This window comes from Methanothrix sp., assembly GCA_029907715.1.
GTDB lineage: Archaea > Halobacteriota > Methanosarcinia > Methanotrichales > Methanotrichaceae > Methanothrix_B.
The window spans coordinates 239,763-259,589 of record JARYLI010000002.1; the positions used below are offsets into that span (position 1 = coordinate 239,763).

21 protein-coding genes are annotated in these 19,827 nt (G+C 56.3%); 9 read left to right on the top strand and 12 right to left on the bottom strand.

Annotation, left to right across the window (positions count from 1 at the left end; all coding sequences use genetic code 11):
• Window positions 1-3 precede the first annotated feature (3 nt).
• The 4 genes from QHG98_02870 to cooS are packed head-to-tail and all read right to left on the bottom strand — an operon-like array spanning window position 4 to window position 4,815.
• Window positions 4-435, bottom strand: a complete 432-nt coding sequence (locus QHG98_02870) for a 4Fe-4S binding protein (protein MDH7596671.1) — start codon at window positions 433-435, stop codon at window positions 4-6.
• Complete coding sequence (gene fdhF / locus QHG98_02875; GenBank protein MDH7596672.1) at window positions 435-2,429, bottom strand: formate dehydrogenase subunit alpha; 1,995 nt, start codon at window positions 2,427-2,429, stop codon at window positions 435-437. The genes QHG98_02870 and fdhF overlap by 1 nt, the downstream gene beginning before the upstream one ends.
• 5 nt (window positions 2,430-2,434) lie before the next feature.
• Window positions 2,435-2,941, bottom strand: coding sequence for a 4Fe-4S dicluster domain-containing protein (locus QHG98_02880; protein ID MDH7596673.1), 507 nt, complete (start codon window positions 2,939-2,941; stop codon window positions 2,435-2,437).
• Window positions 2,942-2,943: 2 nt separating this feature from the next.
• On the bottom strand, window positions 2,944-4,815 hold the full coding sequence (gene cooS, locus QHG98_02885; protein MDH7596674.1) for an anaerobic carbon-monoxide dehydrogenase catalytic subunit: 1,872 nt from the start codon (window positions 4,813-4,815) through the stop codon (window positions 2,944-2,946).
• A 281-nt stretch (window positions 4,816-5,096) separates the two neighbouring features.
• Between cooS and QHG98_02890 the strand changes: the two genes are divergently transcribed.
• The 5 genes from QHG98_02890 to QHG98_02910 all read left to right on the top strand — a co-directional run bounded on the left by QHG98_02890 (window position 5,097) and on the right by QHG98_02910 (window position 8,019).
• Window positions 5,097-5,480, top strand: a complete 384-nt coding sequence (locus QHG98_02890; GenBank protein MDH7596675.1) for a DUF2111 domain-containing protein — start codon at window positions 5,097-5,099, stop codon at window positions 5,478-5,480.
• Window positions 5,481-5,484: 4 nt separating this feature from the next.
• On the top strand, window positions 5,485-5,922 hold the full coding sequence (locus tag QHG98_02895; protein ID MDH7596676.1) for an N-acetyltransferase: 438 nt from the start codon (window positions 5,485-5,487) through the stop codon (window positions 5,920-5,922).
• 37 nt (window positions 5,923-5,959) lie between these two features.
• Entirely contained in the window at window positions 5,960-6,472 is a 513-nt protein-coding gene (locus QHG98_02900; GenBank protein MDH7596677.1) for a hypothetical protein, read from the top strand.
• A 430-nt stretch (window positions 6,473-6,902) separates the two neighbouring features.
• On the top strand, window positions 6,903-7,688 hold the full coding sequence (locus tag QHG98_02905; GenBank protein ID MDH7596678.1) for an MBL fold metallo-hydrolase: 786 nt from the start codon (window positions 6,903-6,905) through the stop codon (window positions 7,686-7,688).
• Between the two features lie 88 nt (window positions 7,689-7,776).
• A complete protein-coding gene (locus tag QHG98_02910; GenBank protein ID MDH7596679.1) occupies window positions 7,777-8,019 on the top strand; it encodes a pro-sigmaK processing inhibitor BofA family protein in 243 nt (80 codons plus the stop codon).
• Between the two features lie 19 nt (window positions 8,020-8,038).
• Here the strand turns inward: QHG98_02910 and QHG98_02915 are convergent, their stop codons facing one another.
• The 4 genes from QHG98_02915 to QHG98_02930 form a co-directional block, all read right to left on the bottom strand.
• Window positions 8,039-9,280 carry an anion transporter gene (locus QHG98_02915; GenBank protein MDH7596680.1) on the bottom strand — a complete coding sequence of 414 codons (1,242 nt, stop codon included), beginning with the start codon at window positions 9,278-9,280 and terminating at the stop codon, window positions 8,039-8,041.
• 162 nt (window positions 9,281-9,442) lie between these two features.
• Window positions 9,443-9,982 (bottom strand): hypothetical protein, encoded by a 540-nt coding sequence (locus QHG98_02920; GenBank protein ID MDH7596681.1) that lies wholly within the window; start codon window positions 9,980-9,982, stop codon window positions 9,443-9,445.
• Window positions 9,983-9,986: 4 nt separating this feature from the next.
• Complete coding sequence (locus QHG98_02925) at window positions 9,987-10,700, bottom strand: diphthine--ammonia ligase (protein MDH7596682.1); 714 nt, start codon at window positions 10,698-10,700, stop codon at window positions 9,987-9,989.
• Between the two features lie 71 nt (window positions 10,701-10,771).
• Window positions 10,772-11,569 carry a 2-amino-3,7-dideoxy-D-threo-hept-6-ulosonate synthase gene (locus tag QHG98_02930; GenBank protein ID MDH7596683.1) on the bottom strand — a complete coding sequence of 266 codons (798 nt, stop codon included), beginning with the start codon at window positions 11,567-11,569 and terminating at the stop codon, window positions 10,772-10,774.
• A 416-nt stretch (window positions 11,570-11,985) separates the two neighbouring features.
• Here QHG98_02930 and QHG98_02935 point away from each other — a divergent pair, with 416 nt between their 5' ends.
• Entirely contained in the window at window positions 11,986-12,504 is a 519-nt protein-coding gene (locus QHG98_02935; GenBank protein ID MDH7596684.1) for a hypothetical protein, read from the top strand.
• A 58-nt stretch (window positions 12,505-12,562) separates the two neighbouring features.
• Here QHG98_02935 and QHG98_02940 read toward each other — a convergent pair whose 3' ends face one another.
• Both QHG98_02940 and QHG98_02945 read right to left on the bottom strand, forming a co-directional pair.
• Window positions 12,563-13,453 (bottom strand): hypothetical protein, encoded by an 891-nt coding sequence (locus QHG98_02940; GenBank protein MDH7596685.1) that lies wholly within the window; start codon window positions 13,451-13,453, stop codon window positions 12,563-12,565.
• Between the two features lie 73 nt (window positions 13,454-13,526).
• The gene (locus tag QHG98_02945) at window positions 13,527-13,805 is read right to left on the bottom strand and encodes an RNA repair domain-containing protein (GenBank protein ID MDH7596686.1); all 279 of its coding nucleotides are present in this window, start codon (window positions 13,803-13,805) and stop codon (window positions 13,527-13,529) included.
• A 63-nt stretch (window positions 13,806-13,868) separates the two neighbouring features.
• On the opposite strand from QHG98_02945, the gene alaS reads away from it, so the two are divergent.
• Window positions 13,869-16,610 (top strand): alanine--tRNA ligase, encoded by a 2,742-nt coding sequence (alaS, locus tag QHG98_02950; protein ID MDH7596687.1) that lies wholly within the window; start codon window positions 13,869-13,871, stop codon window positions 16,608-16,610.
• Window positions 16,611-16,733: 123 nt separating this feature from the next.
• On the top strand, window positions 16,734-17,609 hold the full coding sequence (map, locus tag QHG98_02955; GenBank protein ID MDH7596688.1) for a type II methionyl aminopeptidase: 876 nt from the start codon (window positions 16,734-16,736) through the stop codon (window positions 17,607-17,609).
• Window position 17,610: 1 nt separating this feature from the next.
• On the opposite strand, the gene QHG98_02960 is transcribed toward map, so the two are convergent.
• Window positions 17,611-18,240: a DUF2150 family protein gene (locus QHG98_02960; protein ID MDH7596689.1), complete on the bottom strand. Its 630-nt coding sequence runs from the start codon at window positions 18,238-18,240 to the stop codon at window positions 17,611-17,613.
• Window positions 18,227-18,706: a KEOPS complex subunit Cgi121 gene (gene cgi121 / locus QHG98_02965; GenBank protein MDH7596690.1), complete on the bottom strand. Its 480-nt coding sequence runs from the start codon at window positions 18,704-18,706 to the stop codon at window positions 18,227-18,229. The genes QHG98_02960 and cgi121 overlap by 14 nt, the downstream gene beginning before the upstream one ends.
• Window positions 18,707-18,887: 181 nt before the next feature.
• Here cgi121 and QHG98_02970 point away from each other — a divergent pair, with 181 nt between their 5' ends.
• Window positions 18,888-19,658, top strand: coding sequence for a TIGR01458 family HAD-type hydrolase (locus QHG98_02970; GenBank protein MDH7596691.1), 771 nt, complete (start codon window positions 18,888-18,890; stop codon window positions 19,656-19,658).
• The last annotated feature ends 169 nt before the right edge of the window (window positions 19,659-19,827 follow it).

Genomic DNA, 19,827 nt, shown 5'->3' on the forward strand with positions numbered 1-19,827 from the left:
GGATCACCTCAGCCTGGCTGCAAGAACGCCTGCAGCCCTCGCTCTGGTGGATCTGGTTATCGCATCAACATCTCCACGCACAAGAGCCTCTGTTGGGCATGTCATGACGCAGACCGGCGTGCCACTGCAGAGATCGCATCTCTTTATCTCAGACCCGAGCTCTATCGCTCCGAAGGGGCACGCAACGGCGCACAGACCACAGAGTGTGCAGAGATCCGGATTGAACACAACCATCTCACCATCAATCCGCAGGGAGTCGGTGTGGCAGACAGCAACACATGGCGCTGCGTCACACTGGTGGCAGTATACGGGCACAGCTGCCAGATCGTCCACAACGCCCACAGATATCCGCGGATGACCGTGCTCCCTCTCGCACGCGACCTCGCATGAGCGGCAGCCGATGCACCTCTCCGGGTCAAGGTATATCCTGGTCATCAATCAGCCCTCCAGATTCTGCATGCAGCAACCTTGAGCTCGGGCATCATCGATTTCTCATCAAGAAGCTCTGATGCCACCAGGTTAGTCTCCGGGAAGTGGAAGGGCATGAAGAGAGTCCCGCGCTTCTGTCCTGGGGTGAGCTTCGCCCGTGCCCGTGCCCTGCCCCATCTCGTCTCGATCATGACGGTATCCCCATCAGCCACGCCGAACCGCACGGCATCGTCGGGATGCACATCTACGTGAAGCTCCGGCTCTCGTTTCACAAGCCCTTCACTCCTCATTGTCATCGATCCTGAGTTGTAGTGGAGTACAACACGTCCTGTGATGAGGATCATCGGGTGCTCTGGGGATGTGCGCTCAGGAGCAGGGTGATGGACTGGGGTGATCCTTGCCCTTCCATCTGGAGTGGAGAACCTCTCCGTATGGAGAACAGGAGTTCCCGGGTGATCTGGATGCGGGCATGGCCAGATGATCCCGCCGCGCCTTCCTGCATTCATCCTGCATATGCCACCGTATGCAGGAACCGCCTGGTTTATCTCCGCCAGGACCTCCTCCGGGTCGTGGGGGAGATCGAATCCAAGGCGCGCGGCCACTTCCGAGAGTATCCAGAGATCTGGCCGCGCATCTCCTGGAGGCTCTCGTGCTCGAGATACCCACTGAACCCTTCGCTCTGTTGATGTGAATGTCCCCTCCTTCTCCGCCCAGGCAGCAGCCGGAAGCACAAGATCTGCAAGCTTTGCGGTGTCGGTCAGGAATATGTCCTGCACGACCACGAAGCCTCTCTTCAGCCTCTCCCTCCTCCGGGCCACCGCTGGATGAGAGTTCACAATATCCTCGCCCATCACGTAAAGAAACCTGAGATCGGCATCCGGCATCATATCAGCGGTCAGCCCGCGGCCCAACGGAAGTGATCTCGCATTCCAGAGACGCCTGAGCTCATCTATCGCCCCGGAATCGTCCACAGATCTCCATCCAGGATAGAAATCGGCCAGGGCCCCCATGTCGCATGCCCCCTGGACGTTGTTCTGCCCGCGGAGTGGAAGTATGCCGGTGCCGGGTCTTCCAACCTGCCCGCAGATGAGGGCAAGATTAGCGCATGCGGTCACGTTCTCTGTTCCGCATGAGTGCTGGGTGATGCCCATGCAGTAGACTATTGAAGATGCACCGGCTTTTGCGTACAGCCTCGCGGCTCTGACAATATCTGCGGCACTTAGACCTGTTATTGATGATACCCTTTCAGGCGTGTAATCGCTGACATCAAGCTCCTCAAATCCCCTGGTCCTCTCCCTTATGAACGACCTGTCCTCCAGCCCCTCGCCGAGTATGACGTTGATCATGCCGTTGATGAGCGCGATGTCTGTGCCCGGGTTCAGCTGGAGGTGGAGATCTGCGAGCCATGCGGTTGGCGTAACCCTTGGATCAGCGACGATCACAGCCGCTCCCCTGTCCTTCGCTCTCAGGATCCACCGGGCAACCACAGGATGGTTCTCAGCCAGGTTTGATCCGATCACAAAGATGCAATCGGACAGCGCGAGATCTGATATTGGATTGGTCATCGCAGGGGTTCCGAGCATCCGGCGCAGCGCGATGATAGTCGGAGAGTGGCAGCGTCTTGCGCTGTTGTCGATGCTGTTCGTTCCCATCAGACGCGCGATCTTCTGGAAAGTGTAGTTCTCCTCGTTGGTGCATTTTGCAGACCCGAGGAATGCGAGGGCCTTCGGACCCTTCTCCCTCAAAGCCCTCGGCATCTCCTCTGCGACCCTGTCAAGCGCCTCGCTCCAGGATACCCTGATCCAGCCATCTCCAGTTCTCATCATCGGGTACCGCAGCCTCTCCACGTGATTCAGGACATCAGGGGCCACGTTCCCCTTCGGGCAGAGAGAGCCCTCATTTACAGGGTGGTCCTGCATGTACTCCACGCCGTTCGGGGTGATGTAAAACCCGCAACCCACAGCGCAGTAGGGGCATACTGTGGGAGTCCTGGACGTCATCCCGATCACCGGCTGCTTGCAGCCACACCCTGCGCGAGCTTGAGGGCGGATGCGGCTCTTCTCGCTCCGGAGACCTCCTCAACCTCTCCGTAGATCAGAGCGCGTGTGGGGCAGGCAGCGACGCAGGCCGGGATCTCACGATCCGGACACCTGTCGCATTTTATCGCAGCACGTGCCCTTCTGTCCCTCCCGATCACGCCGTAGGTGCAGACAGAGGCGCACGTCCAGCACCCGATGCAGAGATCTCTGTTATGACGCACCACTCCTGTGAGGGAGTCCTGCGTCAGCGCTCCCGTGGGGCAGACTCCAACACATGGCGCATCCTCGCAGTGCCTGCAGAGCATGGGCACGGCGAGCGAGTGCTCCGGAACGTGCTCCACGTAGAGCCGCTTCTGCGGCATCTCTGATAGTGCTTTGAAGAGATCCCTGCTCTGGGAGTGCTCGACAGCGCATGCTATCTCGCATGAGCGGCAGCCCACGCACCTCTCAGGGCGTACAAGTATCTCCTTCATGATCACACCTTCAGGCCCAGCGCCTTCCTCTTGCTCTCAATGTGATCTGTAATGAGTCTGGCTGCCTTGAACGGATCCGGCTCGACCGCAAACGTCGCCCCAACAGCATCGCCGAGGTCCTTTGTCAGGATTCTCGTGACCACAGGGCTTCCGAGAACAGGCGGAACCGTGCCCAGCACTGTAAACACTCCGGATGCAACAACATATGCCCCAATGCTGACCGCCTTCTCGCTCATCCACTCAGGAGCAGCACCCGCAACCGGCAGATCGCTCATGTCCACGCCGAGCCTGTTCGCGATCGCAGCTGCCACCACGAGGATCCTGCTGATGTCAACGCATGATCCCATATGGAGAACCGGCGGGATGCCGAGGGACTCGCAGACGCCTCTGAGACCGTCTCCAGCCTCCTTTGCAGCCGCAGGCCTGAGCAGCCCTGCTTTTGCGCAGGCGATCGCGTTGCATCCTGTGGTTACTACGAGCACGTTGTTCCTGATCAGCTCCCTGACGAGGTTGACGTGACCATGGTCGTGCGGAACCTTTGGGTTGTTGCACCCGACGACAGCCGCGATGCCCTTTATGGATCCGTTTACTATCGCATCTATCAGCGGCTGCGGTGTTCCGCCGAGCGCATTGAGTATCGCCTCAACGCTGAACCCGACCATGCACTCGCTCTTCTCTCTGGGTATGATCACCCTGCTCATGTCCCTGTTCCTGTAGTTCTCGACCGCAGTCCTCACGATCTCCCTTGCGATCTCTGCTGCCCTCTCCTCGCTGAACTCCATCCTGAGCGCCCCGGGGAACTCTGCCTTTGGAGAGGTCGAGATGAACTTCGTGTGATAGCACGCGGCGAGGCCGCCGAGCGACGGCATGATGCACTGCACATCAACCACCATGGCATCAACAGCACCTGTGATCACGGCGAGCTCCTGCTGGAGGAAGTTCCCTGCCACAGGAATACCATGGCGCATCAGCACCTCATTTCCCGTGCAGCATATGCCGGCGACGTTGATCCCCTTCGCACCGAGGCTCTTTGCAAGCTGGATCATCTCCGGATCTGACGCGGCCTCCACTATCATCTCCGAGAGGATGGGCTCGTGGCCGTGGACTATGATGTTGACCTCATCCTCCTTCAGCACGCCCAGGTTTGCCTCTGATTTCCTGGGAGACGGCGTCCCGAAGAGGATATCCTGCACCTCAGTCGCAATCATCGACGCGCCCCAGCCGTCGGCGATGCCTGTCCTAAGTCCCTGCAGCAGGATGTGAAGCGGTTCATTGTCCACGCCCATATGGGTGCGGTGCATGCACTCCACGATCTCCCTGTCGATGCCCCTGGGGATTATGCCCAGCCCCTCCCATATCTTCCGGCGCTTCTCAGGGGCTCTGCGGGTGAGCGTCACATACCCCTCCTGCCTTCCGAAATCCGAGAGCATGGCGTTTGCGAGATCTGCTGCATCCCCACGCTCCTCCCAGCTCGAGATGTTGTACTCAGCTGCAAGCGCTCTCAGCTTGGCCTCATCTTTGATCTTATAGCTGCTCGCCTTCCCCTCGGCTGCCTCTTTGAACACAATGATTGCATCCCTTGCATGGTCTGCATGCGCTGCAGCACCTGCAGCTATCATCCTCAGGAGATTGCGCGCCACAATGATGTCAGCTGTCGCCCCACATACTCCCTTATCAGGCCCCTCCCCGAAGGGATCGATCCTGCACGGCCCCATGTTGCAGTTGCGGCAGCATATACCAAGCTGTCCGAATCCGCATTGCGGTTGCTGTTTTTTGAAACGGTCCCAGGCAGTCTCAAGACCAGCCCTGCGGGCCTCGCGCAGCATCCTCGTGGCGGCCGGATCGATGCTCTCAGTTGCAGGTTTCCTCTCCATAATCATGCCCCTCCTTTTATCACGGACCCGCAGTGCAGATGCGTGAATGCGTGCGTGTCTGTGACATACTCCGTTAATCATGGCCCTCATAAAAAACTATCCTTGCTGAGCAATTTTATGACGGATGTTTTTGGTCTGAGCTATTTTTGTGATTTTGCAACAAACGGCATCAATTCATGATTATTCACAATTGTTATTGCATCAAAATTGCCACGCTAACACCAGATGCTATCAGCAGCCATAAGCAATGCTTATCTCCCTGCAGCACAATAGAAATTTTTATGCCCAGGATAGAGATATCAGAAAACTCAGGTGCTGAGGAGCTCGCACCCATCGCAATCGCCATAAACGAGATACTCAACCTTCCCGTCACCATGAGGAGCGCCGGAGCCAGAGGCGTGAGGGTGGAGAGAGGAAAGGTGGTCGATGACGACTACACAGGCCCTGTCCTGGAGGACGTTCTCAGATCCGGAAGGGCGGTGAGAACGATACCGTCCAGCGGCGCCTTCAGGGGGGTTCCGGTATCCGTCGCACCTATCAGGCTCGGGGATCGTGTACTTGCTGCTGTCGGTGTGGTCGATGTTATTGGCACGATCGACATACCCGAGATCTTCGGAGCATACGTGGAGGTCGTGAGACAGGTTTCGGAGCACAGGAAGCCCTGAACACATGCGGATCCGCAGAGCTTGCATTGAGGATCTCGACAGGATCGTGGAGATCGAGAGGCTCTGCTTTCCAGAGGAGGTCCTGTTCACAAGAGGTCTCTTCTCATTTCTTTTGAGAAATGCGACAGCCCTTGTGGCCTGCGATGACGAGATCATGGGATTTGTGATAGGGTATCTCTCCGGAAGAACAGGCGTGATATATACGCTCGATGTGCCTCCGGATCACAGACGAAAGGGGGTGGGATCAGCGCTGCTTGATGCCATCGAGAGGGAGATGCAGGCAGCTGGTGCGAGGCGGTTCAGGCTCGAGGCCGCGATCTCGAATACAGCCGCGCTGAACCTCTACCGCAGAGCTGGATATGTTGATGGGGAGCTGCTCAGGAACTACTACGGCTATGGTAAGGACGCGGTGAGGCTCTGGAAGGAGGTGTCAACCACCTGAGAGAGTTCCCGCTGCCCTGCACAAAGGAGGTTGATCCATGACCGATATGCGAGCCGCATGCATGTTCATCTGTTTGATCTTCAGCACGCTCTGCTGTGACGCAGGCGCAGAAACGATTTCCCTCGGACCGGTGGACATCTACATCGATATGAGCTGCGTGCCGGATCCGTATGTTGTAACCCGTGAGACGATCGAGGAGACTCATGGGCCGTTCAACTGCACACTTCACTCCACAACCATCGGACATGCGAATGATGTCATTCTGGAGCTTCACAGGCTTGATGGAGAGATGAACGTGAGCGTGGAGAGCATGCTTCCGTTTGCGGAGCACCTGATCCCGCAGGGCTGGAGCACAGAGCATGTGGATTTTGAGGTGGATGCTCATAATGGAGTTCTCATAAATGCGACAGATCTCTACTATCCGAAGATGCGCCTGATATGCTTCAGCCCTGATGGCGACGACGGCTGGGGGCGCCACATAATCGTCGCGCGCTCCACGATATGGGGCAACCGCAGCATAGATCTCTTCAGATCGATACGGGTGCTGTAGAGATCGGGAAAATGCATCTGCTCTTATGCATCCAGCAACTTGAAGAACTGCAAGCTCATTGCTGAATGCACTCATACTCTCGCCAGGCATTCGACGCAGTCGAAGATAAGTCGAAACGAGCGTGTGGCGTGGCTTTTCTTAGGGCAGGTTATCAGATGGATAAGAGCAAATGCATCCACTCCAGTCAGCATATATCGCATGGTCGCGATGCTATGTGGTGTGAGACCTGTGCTCATGCCATTGGTCATCGGTTAAGGATTTCCATGAAAGATATTATGATGAATATTTGACAATTTACTACTATCGCACCTGTGCCACTTGATGAGATCGATATAAATCATCATAACGCTTAATTTCAAGGCATCACCCATGTAAAAATTATTGATCCATTCCTGCGTCAGACAGCCTTAACCGATGACATATGGAGCTCATGCACAATCTGCGGACCATCCCGGCTGAGAACCTCACATCTCCGTCATCATCCGATCCGGTTAAGTACACGCTCCCACAAGATGCTCTCATGCGATACAGGAACGTGTGCGACAGGGTTTATGCGGTCGGGGGCCCCGGCATATCGGGCGGTGATGACTGCTGCGTGTATCTTGTCGACTGTGGTGATGATCTCGCCCTCATCGATGCCGGCCTCGGGAGGAGTGTGGATAACATCCTGAGAAACGTCCAGTCTGCGGGATACGAGCCGCACTGGATAAAGTACATCATAGCGACACACTGCCACATCGATCACATCGGGGGTATAGCGCCGCTGGTGAACCTCTACGGGCCAAAGGTCATTGCGCATGAGCTGGACCGGAGGGGCATAGAGGAAGTGCATGATGATCTCACAGCTGCAGACCTCTACGGCGTTGAATACATACCTGTAAAGGTCGATGTATCCCTGAAGGGGGAGGATGAGGTGATCCGCATCGGAGACCTTGATTTCCACATGATCCACACGCCAGGACACACTCCGGGATCCATATCGCCATTCATCGACACACAGGACGGCAGGGTACTGTTCGGGCAGGACATCCATGGGCCTTTCTCGCCAAAATGGGGCTCGGATCTGGCGAAGTGGAGGGAGTCGATGGCCAGGCTGCTCTCACTTAATATCGATGTGCTCTGCGAGGGGCATGCAGGCGTCTACAGGGGAGAAAAGGCGAGAAGGTACATCGAGTCGTACCTCAGAAGATACGGCCAGTCTCAGAGCACCTTCTAGGCGCGGCCTCAGTGGTCAGAGCTGTCTCCATTCTGCTCAAAATGGTTAAGTCTGATGATCCTGAACATCTGCACGTGGGGATGATGGTGTGATCGAGCTCGGCATGCTACTGCTGCTGATCGCAGTCCTGATCGGCCTGATCGTGATCCTGAAATCTCTCAGGACATTTGTGGTCAACGCGCTCATAGGCCTCTTCGTGCTCTACCTCGCAAATGCGGCAGCAGGTCTCGGCATAGGATATGACTGGCCTGTTGTCCTGATATGCGCGTTCGGCGGAGCTCTCGGCGCCCTGATGGTGATAGCGCTTCACATCATGGGATGGGCTTTCTGAGATCCGATCTCTGTGCACCTCACAGAGCGGGCTGGATCTCCAGGAAGAGCCAGTAGACGGCCAGGTTCGCTGCTGTGAGAGGGATGCCGGCCCTGATGAATTCCATGAACGTTATCGTGGCTCCGTCCTTCTCTGCATTCTGAATGATTATGACGTTGCTTGCGGCCCCGAGTATCGAGAGGTTGCCAGCAATGGTGCTTCCAGCGGCCAGCGCAACCATTGCCTGTGCGGTCGCTCCGATCTGGTTGAGCACCGGCAGGTAGAGTGCGACGAAGGGCACATTCGAGACCAGCTGGCTCAGTGTTACGCTCAGCCCGAGAACCATGGGTATGGAGGCGATTTCATCGCTGCCCAGATTCAGCGAGCCCTGGATGAAGCCGGACCTCCACACAGCCTCCATGAGAACGAACATCGATGCGAAGAATATCAGAGTCTCCCAGTCGATTCCCCTGAGTATCTCCCACCTGCGGTTGCTCAGAAGGATCGGAATAGCTGCTGCCACAGCGATGTATGTCAGCCTGAACGATTCTCCAGCGCCCCATATCACAGCCACAACCTTCAGCAGTATGAGAACAACGATCATGGCGAGAGAGATCCTGCACAGTCTTGCGAGATGTACATCTCTAAGTGCATCATTCACAGGTATCAGATCCAGCCTCCGGAACTCCTTCCTGTAAAAGGCCCTCAGCAGGAGATAGACTATGAAGAGGTTGATGCATGTCGGTATGAATAGATTGCCGAAGAAGTCCACGAATGGGTTCTCCAGGCCACCGTCGATCGCTATGAGCAGGTTCTGGGGGTTGCCGATTGGGCTCATCGCGCTTCCTATTGTCACTGCGAACGCCAGCGAGAGGAGCATGAGGCCCGGTGCGACTCTGTGTACCCTTGAGAGGTAAAGCACCACAGGGGTGCCTATTATCGCTATGGTGTCGTTCATGAGAAATGCGGAGAGCATGCCCATCCCGAAGAGCAGCATTATGAGAAGCTTGTCTGTGCTCTCAGCCCTGCCGAAGAGCCGGTTGGTGAGATGGAAGAGATAGCCGCTCCGACGCATCGCCTCCCCGACTATGAACATGCCTGCAAGAAAGACCATGACGTCGGCGTTGATCGATCTCATGGCATCCACCGGGGATATCTCGCCGAGCGCGACGACAGCTACCGCTCCGCCTGTCATTATCTGCCATATCTTCAGCCTGAGCCCGCCGACCTGCCTGAGAGCTATGAGCACGAGCACAAGAATCAGAATAAGTGGTGAGATCAACCGTGGGTCATCCTGATGCATCGAGTTCCTTGACAGAAGCACATCCCAGCCATCTCATGGTATATATCCTTTACTCCAGCAGTGGCGCGCCTGAGCACGATCCGCCATTCCCGGGCCTGTGCCCGGAAGCCAGAGGTGCATATCATGCTGCCGGCATGCAGCTCACGTGTCGCACCTCACAAACCTCTCGAGGATCCAGCGGTTTCTGACCTCGGGATTGAATAAAAGGCCGTAGACAGGGCGATCACGGCACACAAACGCCTCACACTCCTCTGCAACCTCAATCAGTTCAGACGGAGGCACCAGACGGAAGCTGTGCAGATGGAACGCGGGTATCGTCCGCGGCTCTCCGAGAAGCCGGGTCTCTGCGATGATCTTCACGTCCTCCATCCCGATGTGGATGCCTGGCAGCACTCTTCCGCCGAGAACAGAGCATATGACAGCTGCGCCGGTGGCTATGCCAAGCATCGGGCGTCTCCATTGCCGTATCCAGGAGAGGTGCTCATCATAAAGACAGCGCCTGTCCTTGAGAGCCGTGCCGCAGAGCACCACCTTCTCATAACCGCTTGGATCATCAAGCTCTCTGTAATGCAGAATATCTATCTTCGCGCCGGCCCTGCGAAGCGCATTTGCAACAGGATCGACGAACTCGTACCTGGAGAGGGAGCCATCCCGATAGCATAGGTCCAGGACAAGAATCACGTTATCATCTCCGCACATCCACGCAATTCAGATGCCCGGGCTTCTCCACGAGCCTCGCGGACTCGATCACGTACCTCCCCCGATTACCGCTGAAGAGCCGTGTGGCTCTGAGCACCTCCAGGCGCCTCCTGAATATCGGCCCGTCCAGCACCAGCGTCTCCAGCTCGCCACCCTCTCCCGAGGGACTTATCCCGTATCTTCTCTGAAGCCCCTCGAGCTTTGCTATCATCCCATCATCGATCTCCGCCCCCAGAAAGCTCTCGTCCAGGGGGTATGCGAAGACGCCCGTCACAATGACCCTGAAGCCGCAGCCTATCAGCATCCTCAGATAATCGAGCTGATCGATCTGCCAGAGCGGGTTGAAGCACCAGAGATCGAGCTCGCTGCAGATCCTCTGGATTCTTGAAGACTGGTAGACTGACTCGATTGCGCCCGTCACTATCCCCTCGATGCCATAGAGCCTCAGCGCCTCGATGATGGCATCCCTCAGATCCTCCAGCTCCACCTCCTCCACGCCCGGGGTTCGCCACTTCAGCATATCAATACCAATGGCCGATGCCACAAGCTCCGCGAGCCCTATGTTCTGCGTGTGGAACATGTAGCTGTCCTCATTCTCAGAGATGAGGGTGATGAGGCAGCGGACATCCTCCTTCTCCATCGCCCTGTAGCAGGCGAAGACAGAGTCCTTGCCGCCGCTGAAGAGAACTCCAAGTTTCATGGTGTGATGGAGGCGTGCAGGGATTAAAAATGTTCATTTGAAATAGGCTTCTCAGTTTGCAGAAGTGAGAGCTACCTGCATTCTGTGATGCCCATCGCCTCCTCTGGCGTGTATCCCCTGTGCACCACAGCGCATATCCTTCTCGTGATGATCGATGGGTTCTCGTGCTGGAATATGTTTCTGCCTATGGCGACGCCGCTCGCCCCAGCGTCTATGGCGTCCCGGACCATTCTCAGCAGCTCCATCTCGGAGCTGACCTTGGGCCCGCCAGCCACGACCAGCGGCACAGGGCAGCCATCCACGACCCGGGAGAAACTGTCCGGATCTCCTGTATAGGATGTTTTGACGATATCAGCTCCAAGCTCGGCGCCAACCCTGGCTGCATGTGCGACGAACTCCTCCGCATACTCATTCGAGATCCTGTGCCCGCGTGGATACATCATCGCCATCAGCGGCATCCCCCACTCCTGGCAGTTTCTCGATACAGATCCGAGGATGGAAAGCATCTGAGCCTCGTCCTCAGCACCGATATTGATGTGGACGCTTACACCATCTGCTCCGAGCTTTATGGCCTCCTCCACAGTGGCCACGAGCACCTTGTTGTTCGGGTCCGGGCCAAGTGATGTGGATGCTGAGAGATGAACTATCAGGCCAAGATCGCGGCCATAGCCACGATGGCCGAATATCGCAGCACCCTTATGAACAACAGCCGCATCTGCTCCGGCTGACGCTACAGCATCCACAGTGCTCTTCAGAGATCTTATGCCTCTCACCGGCCCCAGAGTAACGCCATGGTCCATCGGCACTATGACAGAGCGCCCGGTCGCACGGTTCACAATCCTCTCCAGCCTGACTGACTTTCCGTACATGATGCAACACCATGATCAATTATGTAATTTTTAATGCATTAATGCATTATTTTGTACCTCAAGTCTTTATTTAAAACTTCCGGATCCTGTGCCGTGTTGAATAATTAAGTAGATCGAACGCCATCGATTTTACTATAATTACAATTATAGTATCACGCATAAGTTAATATAATATAGCATGTTGCATAAAATCATCTATGAAGTATGACATATACAATATCTTTTAAATTGATTTACATGAAGTGATGCAGAGGACTATAGTATGAATTGGCCATATGCTACCGGATTCTCAAACATTATACAACACAGCAGGATCCTGCGGTGATTCCTCAGGGACATATGCGGCGCAGATGCATCCCTGTCATGAGATCCACATACAGGAAAGATAAATAACCGATCAGCTCGTTCTCGCACATATGAGAACCATGAGCATTCTGTTCTTTTTTCTGCTGTTGATTGCACCCATCGCAGATGCTGCTGGCATCGGATCGATGGAGGGGAGCGCTTCTCTCTTGAACAACTCAGAAGATGCACCGGTGATGGTTGGCGGGTCCTGTGAGTACGACCTGTACAATGGAACTGCCACGATCTGTTCGGTGATGCAGACCAGCGAATCGGTGGGCCAGGCCGGGGTCACAGGAGGACCGGGATACGCCGGATACGAGGTGAGGTATGAGTTCACGCCGTCTGAAGATCTGCCGGTTTGGGTCTCCGATCATCTCAACAGGAGCGGGAACTGCAGTCTGCTGCTGCAGCTGTGCAACTCCTGGTACCCGGGGCCGGCATTCCTTGAGAAGTACAACATAACGGAGGGTGCTGTGTTCAATGCCACCCTCAGGGCGATAAGGGCTGGGACCTGCACGCCGGTGTTGATCGAGCTGGAGGGCGTCGACAGATGCGACTACTTTGAGTCGGGATCGCCCCGGACAGGCTGAAAGATCACGGAGGAATACAGGAATGCATCGTTAACAGAGCAGCAATCGATCCCTTTCATCATCTCACGGACCAGGATTCATGATCTCTGCCAAATCCAGCGACCCGCAGTGCCAGGTAGCAGTGTTCGAGTGCCGATATGCCGCCGAAGGGAGACCTCCTGAAGCCTCCGTTATCGTTCTGCAGAAGGTCGACGAATGATCTGAGCCCTCGAGGTTCTCTGTATTTCAGACGCCTCGCTATCATGCAGCCTGCGTATGTGCTCTCAAGGGTCTCTGTGGTGGATTCCGGGGTTGGCGTGTATCCCCTCGCGGTCTCGCATCTCTCAAGCAGCCTGGAGAGGATTTTGATGTGAGATTCCGGGAGCTTCACCAGAGACCCTCTTTCAGAGATCGCGTCCAGTATCTCCAGCGCCATGTGGGCTCTGACGAGCTCACGGCTTCCTTCCAGCAGCAGAAGCGCAGATCGCACGATCCCTTCTATCTCTTCATCTGGGCTAACCGCGCCAAGCACCAGGCGCTTGAGAAGCGTGCCCAGGGAGGACGAAAAGATGCTGGATCCGTACATTCCGTAGAGGTCGTACTCGAAGTATCTGATGAGCGGAGTTCGGGGGATGAAACACTCTATATCGTGATGCTCTCCGCGGTACCGCCATTCGAGTTTTCCGTCGATCAGCTCAGGCATGCATCCGGCCAGCCTCAGACATCCTGCTGCGTAATAGGCGCGGCTGAGATCGAGATGATCATGATTGCGGATGAAAGACACGATCTCGTCATCCGGGCAGGCGGCGTTCAGCATCTGGAGAGACGCAATGGCGAAGAATGTATCCTGAATGCCAGGCTCTGTGCCCCTGACAGAGGAGTAACCGCTCATGAAGCAGTCGTTCAACTGTATTCTCACACGCCTTTCGTTTATGTACCTCAGCAGCGCCTCGAGGTCCATCAGAAACACCGCCGTCAACAGCTCGGAGCATCAGAAGCATTCGGAGTTTGACCCTGCAGGATCATGCAGAGAGCGAAAGCGCTCATGTGGTTGACGACTGCTGACCCCTCACGATATCCGCGCGCGAGAATACTGTTCGGCCCCTGTAGACGATCCTCTCGATCCTGTGGTATGGTATCTCGGTGCCCATGTACGTGAAGAACGACCTGCCGAGAGTGATCTCGCTCGCTCTTGCACGGATCCTGTCCGATGGCGCGCCCCTGTGGAGTATCTCTAACTCCACATCATCGAGATCGAGACCACGCCACTTCATCTCGTTCAGCACGCGCTTCGGATGCCTGCCGAATGGGAAGAGCTCCATCGTGCTCAGAAAGTCTTTTAGAGCTGATAAGATATTCGCTCTGTATCACGCTGGTAGATTGATATGTTTCCCGAGGATGAGTATCAACTGGAGTTCTTCAGGGCAGAGGGTTTTGTTCGCAAGGTCTGCGAGAGCTGCGGCGGCAGGTTCTGGACCAGGGACGCCTCGAGGAGGACCTGCGGGGATCCCCCGTGTGATCCATACTCATTCATAGGCTCTCCTGTTTTCAGGGAGATGGAACTGGACTCGATGCGCGAGCATTATCTGAGCTTCTTCGAGGCGCACGGTCACACCAGGGTGCCGAGGTATCCTGTGGTTGCGAGATGGAGGGATGATATCTACCTCACCATAGCATCGATAGCCGACTTCCAGCCTTTTGTGACATCAGGCCAGGTCCCGCCGCCTGCCAACCCTCTCACCATATCCCAGCCGTGCATCAGGCTGGACGATCTTGATTCCGTGGGGCGGAGCGGCAGACATCTCACGACATTTGAGATGATGGCGCATCACGTCTTCAACACAAAGGAGCATGAGATCTACTGGAAGGACAGGACCGTGGAGCTGTGTGATGAGCTCCTCCTCGGGCTGGGCGTGAATCCTGAGAGCATTACGTACAAAGAGTCCCCATGGGCAGGAGGCGGCAACGCAGGCCCGAGCCTCGAGGTCCTCGTCGGCGGTCTCGAGCTCGCGACCCTGGTCTTCATGAATCTCAGGCTCGATCCCAGGGGAGAGTGCCTCATAAAGGGCGAGCGTTACAGCCGCATGGACAACTACATCGTGGACACAGGATATGGGCTCGAGAGGTTCGTGTGGGCATCCAAGGGATCGCCCACGATATACGACGCGGTCTTCCCGGACATCGTGAGAGAACTCTCCGATCTGGCAGGTGTGGAGCACGATCTCCAGGATCCGGAGTACGCGGAGATCTTCGCGAGAAATGCCAGGCTCGCAGGCATGATCGATCTCGGGGAGGCATCGCTGAGGGATCTGAGGAGGAGAATCGCAGAGAGCATAAACACGACTCCTGAGAGGCTCGAGCGCATAATGGCGCCCATGGAGAGGATCTATGCGATAGCGGATCACACCAGATGCCTGGCGTACATGCTCGGCGATGGGATAATACCCTCGAATGTAAAGGCCGGCTACCTCGCGAGGCTCGTGATTCGCAGAACCCTCAGGATGATGAAAGATCTGAAGCTGGAGATCCCGCTCTCAGAGATCGTTGAGATGCAGATATCAAAACTCGATTACGATGACTGGAGTGAGCGGATGGAGACGATCTCGGAGATCCTGTCGCTGGAGGAGGAGAGGTACGCAGAGACCCTGGAGAAGGGGAGCAGGATGGTCTCCAAGATCGCATCGCATTACTCGAAGAAGGGCGGAAGAATACCCCTCACAGAGCTCGTATCACTATACGACACTCACGGGATCCCTCCCGAGATCGCCAGGGAGACAGCAGGCGCACTCGGCGTGGATGTGGAGCTGCCGGACAACTTCTACTCCATAGTCGCATCGACCCACAGCAGGGCTGAGCAGAGGGAGGTCGAGACACGCTCACCGCCTTTCGAGAAGACCGAGCGCCTCTTCTACTACAGACCCTTCGATCAGGAGTTCGAGGCAACAGTCCTCGGGATATTCGAGGGGTCTGTTGTTCTTGACAGAACCCTCTTCTATCCTGAAGGCGGAGGCCAGCCGGCGGATCATGGCGTCCTGGTGAGGGACGGGCAGGTGTTTAACGTCAATGACGTCCAGATGATAGATGGCGTTGTCCTCCACCGGGTGGAGCAGGAGGGGCTCTCACCAGGCGACATGGTCACCGGAAGGATCGATATGCGAAGGAGAATGGCGCATGCGAGGCACCACACGGCCACGCACATCGTCAACGACTCCGCGAAGCGTGTTCTGGGGAGGCACGTCTGGCAGGCCGGCGCTCAGAAGAGCGAGGACAGGGCCAGGCTGGACATATCCCACTACAGGAGGATCTCTGATGAGGAGCTGAAGGCGATAGAGCTCGAGGCGAACCGGCGCGTGATGGAGATGATCCCCGTGATCACGGAATTCATGCCGCGCGAGGAGGCTGAGAGGCTCTTCGGATTCCAGCTCTACCAGGGAGGCGTGCCTCCGGGCAGGGAGATCCGCGTCGTCAGGGTGGGGTCTGACATAGAGGCCTGCGCAGGCACGCATGTGACGAACACAGGTATGATAGGCCCGATAAAGATACTCAGGACCGAGAGGGTTCAGGATGGCGTGGAGCGGATAGAGTTCGCAGCTGGAGAGGCAGCTGTGCAGAGAATACAGGAGCGGGACGACATTCTCGCAGAGGCAGCATCGGTTCTGAGGGTGCCGATAGAGCAGCTTCCCAGGACAGTGTCCAGGTTCTTTGAGGAGTGGAAGGACCAGCAGAAGGAGATAGAGCATCTGAAGGAGGAGATCGCAAGGGTCCGGATACTGACGCTATCCGCGGAGGCTGTGGATGTGAACGGTGTGAGGATCGTCGCCAGGGATATAGGAGAATCGGACGGCGAGACCCTGCTCAAGGCAGCGGCGATGCTCTCTGAGAGGGACATAACCGCGATACTCGGCGGGGCCAGCGGCGGCGCGGCCAAGATCGTAGTCTCTGTGGGAAGGTCCGGGATCGAGAGGGGCCTGAACGCTGCCGATATCGTGAGGGCAGCTGCAAAGTACATCGGAGGAGGGGGAGGGGGAAAGCCGGATCTGGCCCAGGGCGGAGGACCGAATGCTGGAGGGCTGAAGGCCGCCATAGATGCCGGTCTGAACGCCGCCCGAAAGGTGCTCCAGGGGTAGACGCGCGGATGACCGGGAGGAAGCTGCCCCTTCTCTGCTGGCAGCATTTGAGAATTCTGCACGTGAGATCGCATCTTTGCTCTGAGGAGGTGAACGGGGTGCGTATCAGACGCGTCCCTCTCTATGGATGATGATGTGCTGAGAAAATACAGGGCTGCAGGAAGGATACTTGCAGACGTCCTCGGAAAAGCCTCTGCGAAGATAGACGTCGGCGTATCGCTTCTGGAGGTTGCGGATTACGTGGAGAGCAGCATCCGGGAGCTGGGCGGAGAGCCTGCATTCCCATGCAACATATCCCGGGATCGCGAGGCTGCTCATTACACCCCGAAACCGAACGATGATGCAGTCTTCGGCGAGGAGATGGTAAAGCTCGACATAGGGGTGCATGTCGATGGCTACATCGCGGATGCGGCTGTGACCGTCGACCTGAGCGGACATCCGGAGCTCGCGGATGCATCCAGGGCGGCGCTGGATGTGGCTCTTGAGCTGGTCGCACCCGGAGTGAGCACATGTGAGATTGGAAGGGCGATCGAGTCTGCGATCGAGGGATATGGATTCAGGCCTGTATCGAACCTGACCGGTCATGGCCTCTCCAGGTTCAACGCGCACACAGAGCCGACCGTGCCCAACAGGTCCTGCACATCAGGCGTGGAGCTCAGGCCCGGTGATGTGATCGCGATAGAGCCGTTTGCGACGAACGGCTCGGGGAGAATATCTGATGCGCCTGTGGTGGAGATATTCGGGTTCACATCCCGCAGGCCTGTCAGGGACAGGAGGGCAAGGGCGATGCTTGCTGAGATCGAGACCAGGTTCAACGGACTGCCGTTCGCCCGGCGCTGGCTGAGAGGGGAGAGCATAGATTACTCCCTCCAGAGGCTTATCCGCGCCGGGGCTGTTCACACATATCCTGTGCTCTGGGAGGTCGAGGGCGCGATGGTCTCGCAGGCTGAGCACACTGTGATAGTGACGGAGAGCGGATGCGAGATCATTACACGGTAGCTCATATCTCCTCCTCGAGCGGGCTCCCGTCCTCCTCTTTGTAGCTCGTGTCACCGACCATCGCAGCGGCTATCGCATCTATTCCATCAAGCAGCTCAGCCACAACGCAGTAATCCATATCAGGGATCTCCGGCGGTCGCTCTCCGGCTATCACCCTTGCGCCGATATTGCCCACAACAGCCAGGGCGTCCTCGATCCTTCCGTCAGTCTCGGCCTTCACAGCATCGCTGATCATCTCTTCCATTTTTCGATCTCTGTCGTAATCACCCAGGATGTAGCTGTTGCACGATTCGAAGACTGCGGCCAGCGATGTTCTGAGCGAGGAGAGCATCATATCCGCATCCTCGCCGAGGCTCTCGTGCTCCGCTGAGACGATCTCTCTTATGTTTCTTATCGTTGCAAGCGCCTCATCCTGGCTGAGTATACCCTTCTCGAATCTGGCTATGACCTTCAGACATGCCAGGATCACATCGTCCATGATGTATACAAAAACCGCCCCTGCAGCGTCCTGCTCGGACTCGGGGAGCCTGAACTGGCTCTCCTTTACCTTGTTCATCCAGTTAAGCCAGCGCTTCTGTGTGTAGAACTCCTCCTTCATGCTCTCCTCCCGCCGGATGCTACCTGTACGCATCGACCAGCGCCACCCTCTCCAGAACCAGATCCGGTATCCTGTCCTCTCCAGCAGCCTCTATTTCGGCGTCTGATATATCGTAGAATCCCCTCACACGCTCAGAATTGAAGGAGATCCCGAGATCATCGGGCTCTATGAGCGTGTTTGCGATCCTTCTGACCTCAACCTCCTCGAGATCGTCGACGATGAGCAGGGCGACACGCTCTGTCGCATCTGACACACCCAGAGACAGCGCCTTCTCTATCTGCCTCTGGCCGGATGCGTATCTCAGGATCTCTATGCCGAGGTCCTTCGCCACGTTTCTGCCCTCCTGGAATGCTGCTATGGCCTTCTCTGCTGCGTAAAACACATGCCTCTCGCTCACAACCATTGCAGCATCAAGTGCCTGGATCAGGTAGCCCTTTGATCTGAGGTTCTTTATGGCATTCACTATACCTGGAATCGGCCTGCCGAAGAGTAGCCGCATAACAACCCGAGGATGTCCTGGTTTTTAATAGGTTGTGGTACGTCGGAAGGAGCTGTCCGAATAGGAGCTTTGGCCAGGAAATCCGGACCTTCACCTTCTGCCTGCCGGAAACACCTAATCCTCATTCGGACACTGGGATTGAGAGCTACATTTATCTTTTGAGAATTATCTCACTTATATGATGTCGCGGATCTCTGCATTTCTCATGGACCTTGATGGCGTGCTATATGTTGGAGGGAGCCCGGTTCCCGGCGCGAGGGAGTGTCTGAAGCTTATGGAGGAAAAGGGGTACAGATTCAGGTTCATCTCAAACTCCACTCGGAGATGCAGGGCATCCGTTGCGAAGCGGCTCTCTGAGATGGGATACAGGATACAGCCTGAGCGTATCTTCACGCCATCTGTTGCGGCAATCGAGAGGATCCATCGATCCGGGAAGAGGAGATGCTATCTCATCTCAACAGGGGATGTCCACAGGGACTTCGAGGATGCTGGTGTAGTGCTTGCGGAGGACGATGTGGATTTTGTGGTTATAGGCGATGCTGGCAGCAACTTCACATATGAGCGTCTGAACAGGGCGTTCAATCACGTCCTGGAGGGCGCTGATATTATAGCTCTTGAGATGGACCGTTACTGGCGGGACTCTGAGGGGTTTGTCCTCTCCGCTGGACCGTTTGTTTCAGCGCTCGAGTATGCGACCGGAAAGAGGGCGGAGCTCGTGGGCAAGCCGTCGCCGGAATTCTTCAGCCTCGCTCTGAATGATATGGGTGTGAATCCACAGGATGCTGCCATGATCGGGGACGACATAATCACAGATGTCGGCGGAGCCCAGAGGGTCGGCATGCTGGGCATTCTTGTCAGAACGGGAAAATACCGGCCGGAGCATGCAGAGCGCTTGGGAGTGAAGCCAGACTGTGTCCTGGACTCGATCGCGGATCTTGTAAGATGGCTCTGAGATTCGCCTCAGTGCTCACTCCTGCGCATGGCATATGCGCTCATTCTGCTGGCAGCATTGTTTGCTCAGCTACCGAATCAAGCAGATTCATCTGCCGAGTCGTGCAGCAGAACAAGCACAGCTCAGGACAGTTTTTAAAGTGGCCAGAAGCATAAGAACAGTCGCTCTT